Raw genomic sequence first — 15,469 nt, 5'->3', positions numbered from 1 at the left:
GGCAAATTGGCGAGTGACCTAACCGCGCTCGCCCTCCTTATTTAACGTATCTCTGCTCAATTTTTCTTCCGATTCAGTTCGGAGGGTTAACTATGGGAAAAATTCATGAATTTGAACACTATTTCATCGCATAGCTTCTTTCAAATGAACAACAAAATCCAAAACTACGCTTGGGGAAGCACCTCTTCTATTCAAGATTTGTTTGGCTTTTCTAACGAAACGAATGAGCCTCAAGCAGAAGTATGGATGGGTACTCACCCAAACGGCTGCTCTGAAGTTCAGATTGAGCAAAACACGCTGCCTTTGTCTGAACTGATCAAACAAAACCAACCCGCTTACTTATCAGCAGAAACCGCAGCGAAATTTGGCGACCTGCCCTTTCTGTTTAAGATCTTAGCGGCCGAACATGCACTGTCGATTCAAGTTCACCCAAGCAAACAAGATGCCGAAATAGGCTTCGAAAAAGAACAAAGTGCCGGGATCCCACTAAACGCAAGCCATCGTAACTACAAGGATCCAAACCATAAACCTGAGTTGGTGTACGCGCTGACAAGTTACCAAGCCATGAACGGTTTTCGTTCGTATGACGAGATTATTGAGGCATTTGGCCTTTGCGATATCGATGAGCTACGCACACCGCTAGATGCATTCAAACGCGAAATCAACTCACAAGGTTTACGCGATTTCTTTGTGCACATTCTTACCATGGAAGGAGAAACAAAAGAGCGAGCACTGAAACAGCTTCTTGCCCACGCTTCACGTCAATCGGAGCAAGGCACTGGCAGCGACGTTTTCCAGCTCATCTTGGATCTATCCACTCAATACCCCGGCGATGTCGGCTTGTTTGCGCCATTACTGTTGAATGTCATCACGCTGCAACCTGGCGAAGCGATGTTCCTGAGCGCAAGAACGCCACACGCTTACATTAAAGGTACGGGATTAGAGATCATGGCGAACTCAGATAACGTTTTACGTGCAGGACTCACGCCGAAACATATGGATGTTGAAGAACTGGTTAAATGCACAGATTTTGTGCCTAAGCCTTTTGACAGCCTTGTTCTCGAACCCAATGCCAATGGTTGCCAAAGCCTTTACCCCGTTCCAGTGGAAGACTTTAGTTTCAGCATTCTTAACCAACCGAATCACGACGTGGTTGAGGCAAACAGCGCAGAGATTTTGATAGCGATTGATGCCGACCTGACACTCATCAGTGATAACGGTGAGACGTTAACCGCCGCGAAGGGACAATCTGTATTTGTTCCTGCTTACGTTGGCCATTACCGTATTCAAAGTGCGGGACGTGTGGCTCGCGCCTTCAACTAGTTTTTGAACAACCGATTCAAACTAACGTCTGACCCAAGGGACTGGGTTAGACAATTTATTCCTTTCATAGATTGAACCATTCCGCTCTTAAGGCACTCATGCTTACACCTTGTCGAATCCAAACACCTACAGGCCAGTTTCTCTAAAAGCCATAACCTCCCGGATCTACCATTTACTCAACATTCATTGTCAAAACCCATTTATGTCCGATAAATTCGTCGCTCCAATATCAAATCACTTGGATAATAAAAGCGCTTGCACAGTGGTATTTGTTGCAAAACGTATAATCAACGTTGTAATCAAAGCCTCAATCACTACAATCTCTGGTTCGATTTTTCAGTTAACGTTTGTATGCCGAAGTTAAACCAAGATAACCCTGTTCAAAGCTCCGCCCTTTCCGATATCGAAACCAGCAGTAAGATTCAATCGGCATTAGAACCGAAGTTTCACAAGCCAGAGAAACGTCTCTGCTTAAGCCCTGGCCTATCGGATAAGCATTTGGCGCGCCGTTGGCAAGTATTGGAACACGTGACCAATAAAGATCATCTTCTTGATCCTTTCACACAGTCACATTGCGACGCTTACTCCAACAACATCGAGCACTTCATTGGTACTGTCAATGTGCCGGTCGGCATCGCAGGCCCTTTGCGCGTCAACGGTTTGTATGCGAACGATGACTTTTTGGTTCCGCTCGCAACGACAGAAGCCGCGTTAGTCGCTTCCTACAACCGTGGCGCAAATCTTATCACCGCCGCTGGTGGCGCGAGCGCATTGTTACTAAGTGAAGGGGTGAGCCGAACACCAGTATTCGCCTTTAATCACCTTGCTGACGCCGGCCAGTTCGTCAGTTGGGTTGTGACCCAGTTTGACGTATTTCGTCAAATTGCGGAATCCACCACCTCACATGGCAAACTCAAAGACATCAATGTAAATATCGAAGGAAACCACGTTTATTTGGTCTTTGAATACGTGACTGGTGACGCTTCCGGACAAAACATGGTGACCATCGCAACAAACGAAGTGTTCCATCATATTTTGGCGACCAGCCCAATCAAACCAACTCAAGCATTCTTGGACGGCAACTTATCAGGCGACAAAAAACCAAACGCGCACACACTGCGCTCGGTACGCGGTAAGAAAGTATCCGCCGAAGTGACCATTCCTGCTGAGTTGGTGGAAAAATATCTGCATACGACGCCGGAGTCTATGGTTCAATTTGGCAAAATGACCACAGTGGGCGGTTTACTCAGCGGGACAATTGGCGTCAACGCGCATTACGCAAACGCGCTTGCCGCGCTGTACATTGCTTGTGGTCAAGATGCCGCTTGCGTTGCAGAGTCTGCCATTGGAATCACTCGTATGGATGTGGACGCTCAAGGCAACTTGTACGCGTGCGTGACCTTGCCAAACATCATGGTGGGGACGGTTGGTGGTGGTACTGGCCTTCCAACGCAAAAAGCATGTTTGGATATTTTGGGTTTGCACGGCAACGGCAATGCGAAAGCGTTAGCCGAAGTCGCAGCTGCGCTTTGTCTGGCTGGCGAACTCTCGATCGTGGGCGCATTTTGTGCCGATCACTTTTCTCGTGCTCACCATAAGCTTGCCCGAAAATAACCTTTGTTGCTTTGTACAAGAGAACATCCGTGTGGTTTTCTCTTGTGCAAACCAATGGACTTTATTTATTGGCTCAATAATTTCTTGAAACTAACTTAAGCCTTAACAAACATACCAATCTCTTGTTAACAGTACTTTAGCTGTCCCCCTTCTATATCCATTGCGATATCTCTGCTTATTACTCTTCACTGGCCATATTTAATATCAGTATCTTAGAAAAAATAGCATCAAAAACTTCTAGCACTATAGTACCAAATTCACCGTTTGAGTTTTTTGTTCACCACTTATAGCTACTATACTCGCCTATGCAGCTGCTTGATTTTCATAAATTTACTAAACAGCTCAAAAGAGCTTAATAACTCCCGTTAAATGGACTTAAATCGTTACTTCGGGTAAGCGAGTTAACTATGAGACGTCAGAAGCTAAATAAAATCTCTGCTTGGGTACTAGGATTGGCTATCTTATTGCTGAGCCATGTGTCTAATGTATCAGCACAAATACAGCAATCCCCATCCGATCAAACCGTTGCGCGTTTTCTCTATCAAACCTCTTTTGGACCAACACCTGCGTTAATTAATGAGGTTAGGGAAAACGGGTTAGAGGATTGGATACAGAAGCAAATCAACCTGCCAGCAACCTACCATCAACCACTTTATCAAACGCCTTTTTCTAAAGGCCTACAGTCAAACCGAGAAAATGCTTGGTATCAAATTGTTGTTACTGCTGAAGATCAGCTCAGACAGCGAACGGCTTATGCATTGAGTCAGATCGTAGTCGTTTCTCGTTATGGCGGCGTTCTTTCCAGCAAACCTACAGGGTTAGTGAATTACTACGATCTGTTGGTTGAGCATGCGTTTGGCAACTACCGAGACCTGTTGTATGACGTTTCCATCCATCCAGTCATGGGGAGCTATTTGTCTATGCTCGGTAGTGCAAAAGAAAATAGTGCGACAGGAACGCTTCCCGATGAGAACTTTGCTCGAGAGTTAATGCAGTTATTCACTATCGGTTTGTATGAACTCAATTTAGATGGCAGTAAAAAGCTAAACCACGAAACAGGCAAACCTATCCCCACGTACAATCAAACTGATATTCAAGAGCTCGCGCGAGCATTAACTGGATGGAAAAATTCCGACATCGCATTCGTGAAACCGATGCGAGTTATCAGTCAAAGACACGACACCGGCGAGAAGCGATTTCTAGGGAACGTGATCCCATCGGGTCTAACCGCACAAGAAGAGCTTTCAAAAGTGATTGATATGTTGATGTCTCACCCAAATGTTGCTCCATTTGTTTCAAAGTTACTTATCCAACGTTTGGTCAGTTCAAATCCAAGCCCAGAGTACGTCGCGCGTGTTGCTACGATATTTAACAACAATGGGGAAGGAGAAAAAGGCGATCTAACCGCCGTTGTTCGAGCCATATTGCTCGACCCTGAAGCATTAGGGATGACGGATACCCCGCCTATAAAAGTGAAAGAACCGATACTGGTCCTGACTAATTTTCATCGAGCATCAGGTTTTACGATTAAAGGATCACGTTACGAAGACGCAACAACGATGATGAACATCGCTAATCAAGGGCCGCTTCGTTCTCCTTCCGTGTTTAATTTTTACTCTCCAGACTATCAGCCGTCTAACGAGTTTACGGAGTCTGGTATTAACTCTCCAGAGTATGAACTTCTCAATTGGTCTGTTTATACCGATTTGGTCAACTATATGTTAACCAGCACTCGTAGAGGAGGTGGTGATTCCTACCACTTCGATCTTAACGAGTTTTATCTTCTTCTGGACGATCACCGTGCCTTAGTCGAATTGGTTAACGAGCGTTTCTTTGCTGGAACGGCTTCTGCTGAATTGAAAGAGCTCATGCTCACCGCCCTGAATGATTATCGTGGGGACTATGTGCCAACAACAAAACTCGCTCTAGTGATATTTACCGCCATTTCTGGCGACGAATTCTATATTCAGGATTAGGAGTGAATTATGGATATTTCACGACGACATTTTATACAAAGCACGCTATCGATGGGCGCACTAGCCTCTCTTAGTCTGCCAGGTTACTCTCTCGCAGCGCCATCCAATGACTTTCGAGCATTAATATGTGTGTATTTAGCAGGCGGAAACGATGCATTCAACACCATACTGCCATTATCGGAGGCGCACTATCGTCAATATTCCAAAGTCAGAGGGCCACTCTCTGTCGCCAAAGAAGACATACTCCCTATCAATTTAAGTGCTGTCGATAGCTCAAATCACCCAGTGAAGCTCGGCCTACACCCAAAGTTAAATGCGTTAACTTCCGTTTTCGAACAAGGCGATGCCAGCATCGTGCTCAATAGTGGCATTCTCAACCATCCCGTCACCAAACAAGCTATTGAGCAAGGTGAAGCATCACTTCCCGAGCAACTGTTTTCTCATAATTCTCAAACAGACGCTTGGTTACTTGGTGGAATGAGCGAGTCTAAAAATCTTGGTTGGGCTGGCAGAATGTTGGATGTATTAAACTCTGAATCAGAAATAACACCGCTATACAGTGTGCATGGCAACTCGCTTTGGTTACGGGCAATGGAACACCGCCAAACCGTCCTGAAAAAAGATCGCGCAGTTCAGCTTACCGCGATTGATAACCCGCTATACAAGGGGATCTATGATCGCCTTCTCTCTCATCAAACTGACAATCCATTTAATGGTCATTTTAATTTGATGGTTGATGAGTCGATGGTAATGAGTAGTGTACTGAGCGAGCAACTCAACCACATTGCTGACGAGCCGCTGTTTACGTCATCGACGCTCGGCAAGCAGATGCAAACCGTGTACAAATTGATAGCAAGCCAAGATGTCCTGAAGCAGCAACGACAAGTCTTTTTCGTTAAACACTCTGGGTATGACCTGCACGATTCGCAATTGGCACGTCATCCAGTGTTACTTGAGGATCTCGCGACAAACCTTTTAGCAATGTATCGTGCGGTCGAACGGTTAGGGCTAAACAAGCAAGTCACCTCTTTCACTATGTCTGACTTCGGTCGAAGGATGATGAGCAACGGAAATGGTACCGATCATGGCTGGGGTGGCCATCAACTATTAATTGGAGGCGCGGTAAATGGGAAACAACCTATCGGTACATGGCCGGAACTAATACTGGGCGGAAACGATGATTACTCTCAAGGCCGACTCATACCCAAAATTGCCGCTGATCAAGTTGGTTCAACACTAGCACAGTGGATGGGCGTGAGTGATAACGCTGCACTGGAATACGTCTTCCCGAACATCCGTAATTTTACTCATTCAAACCTGGGTTTTATGGCTTAAGATATTTTTCAGGTTAGCTGTAGAACGCATCATCAAATAAGGGAGCCTCGCGCTCCCTTACCCATCTTATGTTTGCAGAGTGTCCGTTACACCTCGTCGCGACGGCGTTCGTTACACAGCTTAATGGCACGCTCAAGTAATTCTAACGCGGATTGCTCACATTCAGGCAGAACCGCATCACTTTCAGAAACTGGCGTTACGCGGTCACCCCATTTCAATACTGCCGCACCCCATGTCAAACCTGCACCAAACGCAGCAAGAAGCATATTATCACCTGGGTTAACTCGACCTTGCTCTACCGCTTCACACAATGCAATTGGCACCGTCGCAGCTGAAGTATTGCCATAGTTTTGAATGTTAACAAACGCTTTGTCGTGCGGAATTCCAGACAGGTCACACAAGGTTTGAATAATACGAATATTCGCTTGATGCGGAATCACAACATCGATTTGTTCCGTCGTTAACTGTGATGCTTTCAGTACGGTTTTCGCAGCTAGCCCCATGCCTTTTACTGCACGTTTGAAAATTTCTTGTCCTACAAAGTTGAAATCCCAGTAACCGTTGTCTTCCGCAAAGCGATCCATACAAGTACCAAACTTTGGTACGGACAGAATATCGCGGCCTTTTGCGTCACAACCGATTTGAGACTGCAGTAAACCCGTTTCTTTTTCCGTTCTTGATAACACAACGGCGCCCGCACCATCACCAAATAGAACAGCGGTATCTCGCATTGCCCAATCGATGTAGAAAGACAATCTTTCCGCACCAATAATGATCGCGTTACGATAGTTACCTGATTGAATCAAACGTGTGCCCGTTTCTAGGCCATAGACAAATCCCGTACATGCGGCATTTAAGTCAAAGGCAGCGGCTGCACGAATACCTAGGTTCTGCTGTACCTTAGACGCGATATTTGGAATCAATGAATCTGGTGAACAAGTCGCCACAATGATTAAATCCACGTCTGTTGCATCGACGCCTGCTCGAGCTAATGCATGTTTAGCAGCAACGGTCGCCATGTCTGACGTGTTTACATGACTAATACGGCGGTTTTCGATACCAGTGCGGGTACGAATCCACTCATCGGAAGTATCGAGGAAAGTGCTAAGATCATCGTTAGAGAGCACGGCTGGCGGAACACATTTCCCCCAACCTGTAATTTCAGCGTAGTAATTTGTCATCGCAGACCTATTTATTGTTGTATTTTAATAAAATTTCTTAGAACCTTAGGCTCAAATACAAACCTGCGCTGCGTTATTTCGGCAGGTTAAAAAATAAGTATACAAATAATGAGGCTGACTGGTAAGTCATGTTTTCATCAATACGTAATAAAGGAAGAAGTCATGTCATCGTTTAAAACTCGCTGCCCTTCGTGCGGCGGTCTAAATCGTGTCCCTAATGAGCGCGTTGCCGAATCTGCAACTTGCGGTAAATGTAAAAGTGCACTTTTAGACGGCTCGCCTATCGAAGGTACACAAGATAACTTTTCTGCTCTATTACAAAGTGATATGCCTGTTGTAGTAGATTTTTGGGCCCCATGGTGCAACCCGTGCGTTGGTTTTGCTCCTGTTTTCTCTGATGTTGCTCATGAGCAAGCCGGAACGGCTCGTTTTGTTAAGATTGATACCGAAGCTCAACAACAACTTGCGGCGCAATTTGGTATTCGCAGTATTCCTACCATTATGGTTTTCAAGAATGGTCAACGCGTTGATATGATCAATGGTGCGTTACCTAAAACTCAATTCGATCAATGGTTAAATCAAGCACTTACTAAATAATCTTCCACGCCAACCTTGTTTGTAGGTTGGCGTTTTTATGCAACTTATCAACCTATCTAGTTAACAAATATTATTTGTCGAAACGACTTAAATTTATCATTTTACTTGCCTAACTATTAGCCTCATATTCGCGCCGAATAACCCTTAGATTTCATTTAACTTATAGGCGCAAAACAGTGGAAAACACAGTCGTTCCTGCAGCATCACCACGAGTTACAGTTCCAGTCGTCGCACTGTCTCTTTATGCGGTGGCTTCGGGCTATTTAATGAGCTTGATCCCTCTCATGCTCGGTGAATACAACATCTCAGCAGATTACGCGAGTTGGTTGGCGAGTGTGTTTTATGGCGGCTTATTAACCGGTGCTATTTTTATTGAACGTATCGTACGTCAAGTTGGTCACCGTAACGCGTTTATTGGTTGCTTGGCCGTATTTTCGCTAACTATCGTCACACTACCCGTGTTTGCTAACGGATTGATGTGGCTTGCCGCTCGCTTTATTGCGGGTATCGCGGTTGCTGGTGTTTTTGTCATTGTTGAATCTTGGCTAATGTCTGGAGACGAAGCATCGCGTGCGAGACGTTTGAGCTTGTACATGCTATCGCTTTATGGTGGTTCAGCATTAGGCCAGTTTGGTATTGGCGTGCTTGGCGTAAGTGGCGGCGTTCCGTTTATTGCGATCACGACGTTGATCTTAATGGCGATGCTGGTGCTAATGTTCATTGAGTGTGAGCAGCCAAACAGCCATGAATCAACCGCTTTATCATTTAAGCAAATTGCCAAACTAAACCATGCAGCAATTATTGGTTGTGTTGTTTCAGGTTTGACCTTAGGCGCGATCTACGGATTAATGCCAGTTGAGTTAACTAACCGTAAAATTAGCCATCAAGACATTGGTACATTGATGGCGCTAGTGATTCTAGGTGGCATGCTAGTCCAACCAATGGTGACCGCGTTAAACAAATACATGAGCCGCACAGTGCTAATGGCGTTTTTCTGTATTTTGGGTATTTTTTCGATCGGTATGACGTTTATTTCCTCGTCAGCCGTGGTATTGGCTGCTGCATTATTCTTTTTAGGTGCAGCTACTTTTGCCTTGTACCCGATTGCAATCAACTTAGGTTGCGAAGGACTTGATGAACGCTTTATTGTCTCTGCGACACAAGTCATGCTGTTTAGCTACAGCATCGGCTCTGTTGCTGGTCCTGTTGTCGCTGATAAATTTATGGGCCAAGAACACGGCTTGCTAGGCTACTTGTTTGCCGCTTTGGTTGCGACTGGCGTATACATGCTACTTGCTGCGAGCAAAACCAAGCAGCGTATGGCCGCTGGCCTCTAACCACGCCGCTTCTACTCAACGAAAACGAGGGCATGTCGCCCTCGTTTTTTTATTCTTCGCATTTTTGTTTAGATAAACGCTTGTGACGGTTTGACGCGTTCGCTGCAGGCTTTTCCGGTACCATTCGCTTTTCATGAAGCAAATGACGAACCGCCAAGATGGGATGTTTCAGTAACATTCTGGGGCCAGAGTAACGCATGACCAAACGCATTTGTTCTTTCGGCTCTGGTTTGTAGCAGTGAATCGGACATTTATTACACGTCGGTTTATTCTCTCCATAAGGACAGCGGTCGAGGCGCACTTCTGCGTATTCAAGCAGCTCATGACATTCTGAGCATAAGTCACGTTTTGTTCCATGATGGTCATGACAGTAAACCTCTACCATGGCTTTTACTGTCTTAAATTCAGTGGCGAGTTTGCCAAGTAAAATATCGCTCATGCGCTATCCAAAAATCACAACATCATTGTGTAAAGTTCTAACGTGCGGCCATTATCATATTGCTGCTCAACTCGTTCAAACTCAAAGCCCAGTTTTTTGAGCAAACTTATACTACGAATATTGTCATTGTTGGTGATGGCAACCAAATTATCGAGTTTCATTTCCTCTCTAGCGTATTCCAGCACTGCGGTTGCAGACTCCGTTCCGTAGCCGAAGCCATAAGCGGAAGGTAAAAATCCATATCCGAGATCATAGTGTTGTAATGTGTCACGTTTAACCAACCCACAAATCCCGATGGGTTGCCCATCTTCTTTCTTCTCTACAACGAGTAAACTCACGCCTTTAATTTGTTGCATGCGTAGCATATTTTCTTTTATGTAACGCGCCGCTTCATATTCGGTACGAATTTGTTTGTCTCCGACAAAACGGTAGAAGTCTGGGTGGTTATAAAGTTTTAGTATAAATGGTGCATCATCTACACTCACAAGACGCAGTATCAAACGTTCGGTGTACAGTGTTTTCATTTGGGCTCCATTAAAACGCGATAGATGATTGGACATAGGAACGTACTTGAATTTTGCGACCGATACCGGCGCTTATTTAGTTGTAACTTGATAAAAAAGTAACTATCCTGCCTCGCTAAATTAAAGGACCACCACCATGAACCGCAAGAAGAAAATCAATCAGATCTTGAAAGCGAAGCAGAAGAAGCATAACGCTAAGCTACATAAGAGCAATAAGCCGCGTTATATCTCCAAAGCTGAACGCGCGAAAATGGAAGCTGAAGAACAAAACCAAGCTTCAGAACACACGGAAAACGTTGTAGACACAGCGCAGACAGATCAAGCCTAAAAGAAAAGCCGCTTCAAGCGGCTTTTTTGATATTCGGAGATAGTTAGCTTTAGTATTCGACACTGTAGTTCAGTGTGAATGTGCGACCTCTTCCTTTGTAGTCGTACGCTGCAGCATCGTAGTGTGCTGCATAAAGAATCTGCGCACGTTGTCCCCAAGCGGTTGTGTAGTCTTCGTCAAATAGGTTTTGAATACCAAAACCTAACTGCCCGATAGGTAGTGTTACGTTACCAAGAAGATCAAACGTAGTGTATCCATCTAGTTTATTGTTTGCGTCATCTTCGTAATCAAACATCGTCTGGCTTTGTAAACGTACTGAATAGCCATCCTGATAGTAAGCCGCCCACGCGTTCGCTTTTGATGTACTTGCTTTACCCGCGCTTAGATCTTCCCACTTACCGTTGGTTTTAAGCTCAGAAACCACATAGTGACCTGATGCACCTAACAAAATATCACGGTTTACCCAGTAGTTAATGTTTGCTTCGGCACCGTATACACGTTGCTCGTCATCAACATTGGTGATTAGGAGCGTCTTCTTGTCATACTTGATTGAGTTATCCGAAACCGAATAGTAACCCGCCGCTTGCAGTGCGACAGTATCGGTATCTAATCGGTAACCAATTTCATAGCTGTCCGTTTTGATGCCCGACATTTTTGAGTCAGATACATTAATGCTATTGTTCAACGCGTAGTGACCATTTGCATCCGCGGCATCGTAGCTACCTTGGCCGTAGTACTTTGCAGGATCAGCGAGTTCGAAACCTTGAGAGAAGTTCGCCCAAAGCTGAGATTCATCGTTAAGCTGATAAATGGTGCCCAAATTAAATAAGCTCACAGAGTAGTCAGTGCTGCCACCTGGTACCGCATCCGCTGATACACCATTACCCGATGCGATCTTCTTTTGTATACTATAGGCAACAAAATCATCAATCTTATTGTCCATGTATTGGTAGCGGTAGCCTGCTTGTACTGACCAATCTTGATTGATTTGGTAATCCCCTTGGACAAACATTGCGTAAGACGCCACATCAACATCTGGGTAACGCCCCACTTCGGCATAGGTTCGATTAATTAAGTTCCCAGAGCTGTTCGCAATGGTTGAATCGAACAGAGCCTGGTTACTTTCAAAACGGTCTAAGTACGCATCGACACCATAAACAAGTTTGAATGACTCCCAGCTTTTAGCTAATGCTAAGCGCCCAGCAAAAACTTCTGTTTTTTGTTGAGAGGCACTTTGGTAATAAGGAGTAAAGGTTTGGTCTTCACTACGGTAAGATAACTCGCCTATCAGTTGATGACCGAATACGCTGTCGTGAGCGTAGTTCGCACTTAAGAGAACTCGCTCTGTACCATGTTCACGGTCGGAATCGAACCCCTCTCGTACATCAACAAATTTATTGTTAACAATGTACAAACCGTATGGCGAGTCTTGCTGGCTGTCATAGTATTGTGCGACAAGGTTTAACTTGCTGGCATCGGAGATTTGAATCTCGGTCGATCCCATAACATCGAGCGTTGAATTATACTGCAAAGAGCCCTGTGAAATGTCTGGGGTGACAATGTCGCCATTTGCGTCAAATGCACCTTGTGTCTCGGTGTACACAACCGAACCTCTAGCGGTAATTCGCTCATTACCACCCGAGATAGACTGAGCGAGTTTGTAATCAAAGTCATCGCTGCTATTAAAGCCTGTAGTGCCACTCACGTAGGATTCAAACGACAAGTCATCCGAGTACGCTTTCTTGGTGATAATGTTAATAACACCACCAGTAGCGCCTGCACCATAAATGGAGGTTGCACCAGATAGTACTTCAATTCGCTCGATGTTGAATGGGTCTATTGCGTCTAACTGACGACTAATCGGGCGAGAAGACTGTAACGAGACACCATCAATCATTACCAACATTGCTCTACCGCGAAGGTTCTGACCATAGTTAGTTCGACCACCGGTGCCGACGTCTAAAGAAGGGATGGTTGCAGAAAGAATATCACCCAGTGTCTTGCCCGCACGATATTGCTGAGCAATCTCTTCTTGGCCAACAAACCAAACCGTTCCTGGAATATCGGAGATCGATTTCGGCATCACACTGCCTACAACAACCAATTGCTCATCGCTTGGAGTCGATGTTTGTTGAAGATCTTCTGCTGCTATTGAGCTAACTGCGTATCCACTGCTCATCGCAAGTACGATGAGATTGAAAGAAAACGTCCTTTTCATCATTGTATTTATCTTTTTGTTGTCAACAAGAGCATGCAATGATACTTATTCTCACTCTCAAATCGAGCACTGTTACACAAGTTAAATAAATGTTAATTAAGAACCTTCTTGCTCATAAGCTGTCGATTTTCCTCTAAACGAGGACAATCTGCACAAAGCTTTCTGCCTTCACACTTATAGACTAAACAACAACTTTTTCTTACTAACTTTAGCGACTGATCTGATTCCGTCTCATGAAGTGAGCGGCTATTATCAACATCCAAACCCATTGCGCTTAGCCACAAGACCGCATGCTCCTGAAGTGTCGAGTTAGTCATTTGCGGAAAGCGCTGTTGGAGACGAATTAAACAAGCCATGATTCCGTCCGACATCAATTGATGGGTGAAGCCAGGACGAATGCGTGTCCATTGACTCATCTCTTGTTGATAGAAGTCGAACAGTTCTCGGATTTGACGCCCCGCCTCTTTTATCAACGCTTCTGGCTCGCCATGTATATGCGCTTCGTCGGCGAATCGGTACCCAGAAACAAAACAAGGTTTGAGGTGCTGCGCTATCTCGCGAATGTTTGGCAACGTGTGGTAACCGTAAATAGAGATGAATGCGACATAAACTGGCTGCCAACAAAGTAAATCCCACGTTCTTGTCAACCAATATGCTTTTCCCGCTTCCGGATGAGCCTCCGAGATTTGCTGGTAAAGGCCTTGGATGATCGGGTTGATATCATTCTCGATATGGATAGCTTCTTGCCCTATCTCGCCGATATCACCGTGTAGGTAAGGTGTAATCTCACTCGAAGTTTGAAACAGTTGCGGGAAAAATTGCTCAGACATGATGGCTTATTGTTGGTGTAGTCATTCTGACACCTTTATACCCAAGCACCAATCGCAATGCAAACTATTATCCTTTGCGTTTTCATAACAAAGAAGCACTCTTAGGGTTAGTTATGAATGTATTTCCGAGTTCTGTGAAGCTGTAAGGTCTGGTTACGTATGCGATGAATAGCAACAAACTCTTAAACCTCTTCGCATTTAACGCTCACATGATCGCAAAAATACACAGCATAAAAACACCCTGATAAAACTGTGTTAACAGTTTCCCTGTGTAGCGTGAGTTATTGCCAATAATTGAATATTGCTGTTTCTTATCCAGCGGATTGTGAACAACATGAAGTATTTTCTTTCTGAATATCGAGACAATACAAAGAGGTAATTTGGCTATGTAGCCCTCTGTTTTGAATAAGGAAATCCACATGTTGTATCTTGAGTTTCTATTTTTGCTCGTGATGCTGTATATCGGCTCACGTTATGGTGGTATCGGCCTTGGGGTCGTATCCGGAATTGGCTTGGTGATTGAAGTCTTCATCTTTAAGATGCCGCCAACCTCTCCTCCTGTCACCGTTATGTTGATCATTTTAGCGGTGGTAACATGTGCTTCCATTCTTGAAGCCGCTGGCGGTTTGAAATACATGCTGCAAGTTGCCGAGCGTGTGCTTCGTAAGAACCCAAAACGCGTCACCCTTATTGCTCCGTTCGTGACTTACTTTATGACCTTCCTACTTGGTACAGGTCATGCGGTTTACTCTATCATGCCAATCATTGGCGACGTTGCACTTAAAAATGGCATTCGTCCAGAGCGTCCTATGGCTGCCGCTTCTGTCGCGTCTCAAATCGCAATCACAGCCTCGCCAATTTCAGCAGCAGTGGTTTACTACTTGGCGCAACTCTCCGACATTCAACACGAGATCACTCTGCTCTCAATTCTGCTCGTTACTGTACCTGCAACCTTATTCGGTACGTTGTTGATGTCACTTTACAGCCTAAAGCGTGGTAAAGAACTAGACGACGATGAAGAATACCAAGAGCGTTTGAAAGATCCTGTGTGGAGAGAAAAAATCCTCAACACAACTGCAACGTCTCTTGATGAAGTACTACCAACAAGTGCTCGTAACTCTGTATTGCTGTTCATTGCATCGATCTTGGTGATCGTCGTTATCGCGATGTGGCCAGACATTCGTACCATCGTAGATGGCGCGAAGCCAATCAGCATGGCCGTTGTGATTCAAATGATGATGCTTTGCTTCGGCGGTATCATTTTGCTTGCGACCAAAACTGACCCGCGTGACGTACCAAATGGCGTGGTGTTTAAGTCAGGTATGGTGGCGGCGATTGCTATCTTCGGTATTGCATGGATGTCAGATACCTACTTCCAGTACGCTATGCCTCAATTTAAATCCGGCATCGTAGAGATGGTAACCAACTACCCTTGGACATTCGCGCTTGCGTTATTCATTGTGTCGGTTGTGGTGAACTCTCAAGCTGCAACGGCTCGCATGATGCTGCCTGTTGGTCTCGGCTTAGGTTTGGAACCTGCGCTGCTTATCGGCTTGATGCCAGCGGTATACGGCTACTTCTTTATTCCCAACTACCCTTCAGATATCGCGACTGTGAACTTCGATACCTCGGGCACAACTAAGATTGGTAAGTGGTACTTCAACCACTCATTCATGTCTGTGGGCTTAATCGGCGTGATTGGTGCGTGTTGCTTGGGTTACTTGCTAGGGCAAATGATCATTCCTTCGTAACTAGCCAAATCAACGA

The 15,469-nt window shown here is 45.1% G+C and carries 13 protein-coding genes; 8 read left to right on the top strand and 5 right to left on the bottom strand.

Translation table 11 applies throughout. The features are described from left to right. The first annotated feature begins 105 nt into the window (after positions 1-105). The 4 genes from manA to R7E00_RS03920 all read left to right on the top strand — a co-directional run bounded on the left by manA (position 106) and on the right by R7E00_RS03920 (position 6,248). Positions 106-1,323: a mannose-6-phosphate isomerase, class I gene (manA, locus tag R7E00_RS03935; protein WP_206957547.1), complete on the top strand. Its 1,218-nt coding sequence runs from the start codon at positions 106-108 to the stop codon at positions 1,321-1,323. 351 nt (positions 1,324-1,674) lie between these two features. Continuing rightward, positions 1,675-2,937 carry a hydroxymethylglutaryl-CoA reductase gene (locus R7E00_RS03930; RefSeq protein ID WP_025767748.1) on the top strand — a complete coding sequence of 421 codons (1,263 nt, stop codon included), beginning with the start codon at positions 1,675-1,677 and terminating at the stop codon, positions 2,935-2,937. A gap of 407 nt (positions 2,938-3,344) precedes the next feature. Continuing rightward, positions 3,345-4,913 (top strand): DUF1800 family protein, encoded by a 1,569-nt coding sequence (locus R7E00_RS03925; protein WP_262606017.1) that lies wholly within the window; start codon positions 3,345-3,347, stop codon positions 4,911-4,913. A gap of 9 nt (positions 4,914-4,922) precedes the next feature. Next, on the top strand, positions 4,923-6,248 hold the full coding sequence (locus R7E00_RS03920; RefSeq protein WP_053349916.1) for a DUF1501 domain-containing protein: 1,326 nt from the start codon (positions 4,923-4,925) through the stop codon (positions 6,246-6,248). An 86-nt stretch (positions 6,249-6,334) separates the two neighbouring features. Here R7E00_RS03920 and R7E00_RS03915 read toward each other — a convergent pair whose 3' ends face one another. After that, positions 6,335-7,429: a ketoacyl-ACP synthase III gene (locus R7E00_RS03915; protein WP_053349917.1), complete on the bottom strand. Its 1,095-nt coding sequence runs from the start codon at positions 7,427-7,429 to the stop codon at positions 6,335-6,337. 162 nt (positions 7,430-7,591) lie between these two features. Between R7E00_RS03915 and trxC the strand changes: the two genes are divergently transcribed. Next, on the top strand, positions 7,592-8,026 hold the full coding sequence (gene trxC / locus R7E00_RS03910) for a thioredoxin TrxC (protein WP_005376074.1): 435 nt from the start codon (positions 7,592-7,594) through the stop codon (positions 8,024-8,026). Positions 8,027-8,202: 176 nt separating this feature from the next. Then, positions 8,203-9,363, top strand: a complete 1,161-nt coding sequence (locus tag R7E00_RS03905) for an MFS transporter (protein ID WP_017634647.1) — start codon at positions 8,203-8,205, stop codon at positions 9,361-9,363. Between the two features lie 49 nt (positions 9,364-9,412). Here R7E00_RS03905 and R7E00_RS03900 read toward each other — a convergent pair whose 3' ends face one another. Both R7E00_RS03900 and R7E00_RS03895 read right to left on the bottom strand, forming a co-directional pair. Continuing rightward, positions 9,413-9,802, bottom strand: coding sequence for a nitrous oxide-stimulated promoter family protein (locus R7E00_RS03900; RefSeq protein WP_025767744.1), 390 nt, complete (start codon positions 9,800-9,802; stop codon positions 9,413-9,415). A 14-nt stretch (positions 9,803-9,816) separates the two neighbouring features. Continuing rightward, the gene (locus R7E00_RS03895) at positions 9,817-10,326 is read right to left on the bottom strand and encodes a GNAT family N-acetyltransferase (protein WP_005376068.1); all 510 of its coding nucleotides are present in this window, start codon (positions 10,324-10,326) and stop codon (positions 9,817-9,819) included. Between the two features lie 136 nt (positions 10,327-10,462). Here R7E00_RS03895 and R7E00_RS03890 point away from each other — a divergent pair, with 136 nt between their 5' ends. After that, positions 10,463-10,654, top strand: coding sequence for a DUF2986 domain-containing protein (locus R7E00_RS03890; protein WP_005376066.1), 192 nt, complete (start codon positions 10,463-10,465; stop codon positions 10,652-10,654). A gap of 49 nt (positions 10,655-10,703) precedes the next feature. Here the strand turns inward: R7E00_RS03890 and R7E00_RS03885 are convergent, their stop codons facing one another. Together R7E00_RS03885 and R7E00_RS03880 are read right to left on the bottom strand one after the other, a co-directional pair. Then, a complete protein-coding gene (locus R7E00_RS03885; RefSeq protein WP_258460753.1) occupies positions 10,704-12,875 on the bottom strand; it encodes a TonB-dependent receptor in 2,172 nt (723 codons plus the stop codon). 89 nt (positions 12,876-12,964) lie between these two features. Further along, the gene (locus R7E00_RS03880; RefSeq protein ID WP_005376062.1) at positions 12,965-13,702 is read right to left on the bottom strand and encodes a siderophore ferric iron reductase; all 738 of its coding nucleotides are present in this window, start codon (positions 13,700-13,702) and stop codon (positions 12,965-12,967) included. Positions 13,703-14,121: 419 nt separating this feature from the next. Between R7E00_RS03880 and R7E00_RS03875 the strand changes: the two genes are divergently transcribed. After that, positions 14,122-15,453, top strand: coding sequence for an anaerobic C4-dicarboxylate transporter (locus R7E00_RS03875; RefSeq protein WP_033907036.1), 1,332 nt, complete (start codon positions 14,122-14,124; stop codon positions 15,451-15,453). Positions 15,454-15,469: the final 16 nt, after the last annotated feature.

Source organism: Vibrio sp. Vb1755 (genome assembly GCF_033338635.1).
GTDB lineage: Bacteria > Pseudomonadota > Gammaproteobacteria > Enterobacterales > Vibrionaceae > Vibrio > Vibrio alginolyticus.
Note: the sequence above shows the minus strand (reverse complement) of the source record. Positions and strands in the feature narration are given on the sequence as shown.

What these genes read in the sequence shown, in the direction of transcription:
- manA (WP_206957547.1), top strand. Translation starts at nt 106, where the DNA reads ATGAATTTGAACACTATTTCATCGCATAGCTTCTTTCAAATGAACAAC.
- R7E00_RS03930 (WP_025767748.1), top strand. Translation starts at nt 1,675, where the DNA reads ATGCCGAAGTTAAACCAAGATAACCCTGTTCAAAGCTCCGCCCTTTCC.
- R7E00_RS03925 (WP_262606017.1), top strand. Translation starts at nt 3,345, where the DNA reads ATGAGACGTCAGAAGCTAAATAAAATCTCTGCTTGGGTACTAGGATTG.
- R7E00_RS03920 (WP_053349916.1), top strand. Translation starts at nt 4,923, where the DNA reads ATGGATATTTCACGACGACATTTTATACAAAGCACGCTATCGATGGGC.
- R7E00_RS03915 (WP_053349917.1), bottom strand. Translation starts at nt 7,429, where the DNA reads ATGACAAATTACTACGCTGAAATTACAGGTTGGGGGAAATGTGTTCCG.
- trxC (WP_005376074.1), top strand. Translation starts at nt 7,592, where the DNA reads ATGTCATCGTTTAAAACTCGCTGCCCTTCGTGCGGCGGTCTAAATCGT.
- R7E00_RS03900 (WP_025767744.1), bottom strand. Translation starts at nt 9,802, where the DNA reads ATGAGCGATATTTTACTTGGCAAACTCGCCACTGAATTTAAGACAGTA.
- R7E00_RS03895 (WP_005376068.1), bottom strand. Translation starts at nt 10,326, where the DNA reads ATGAAAACACTGTACACCGAACGTTTGATACTGCGTCTTGTGAGTGTA.
- R7E00_RS03890 (WP_005376066.1), top strand. Translation starts at nt 10,463, where the DNA reads ATGAACCGCAAGAAGAAAATCAATCAGATCTTGAAAGCGAAGCAGAAG.
- R7E00_RS03885 (WP_258460753.1), bottom strand. Translation starts at nt 12,875, where the DNA reads ATGATGAAAAGGACGTTTTCTTTCAATCTCATCGTACTTGCGATGAGC.
- R7E00_RS03880 (WP_005376062.1), bottom strand. Translation starts at nt 13,702, where the DNA reads ATGTCTGAGCAATTTTTCCCGCAACTGTTTCAAACTTCGAGTGAGATT.
- R7E00_RS03875 (WP_033907036.1), top strand. Translation starts at nt 14,122, where the DNA reads ATGTTGTATCTTGAGTTTCTATTTTTGCTCGTGATGCTGTATATCGGC.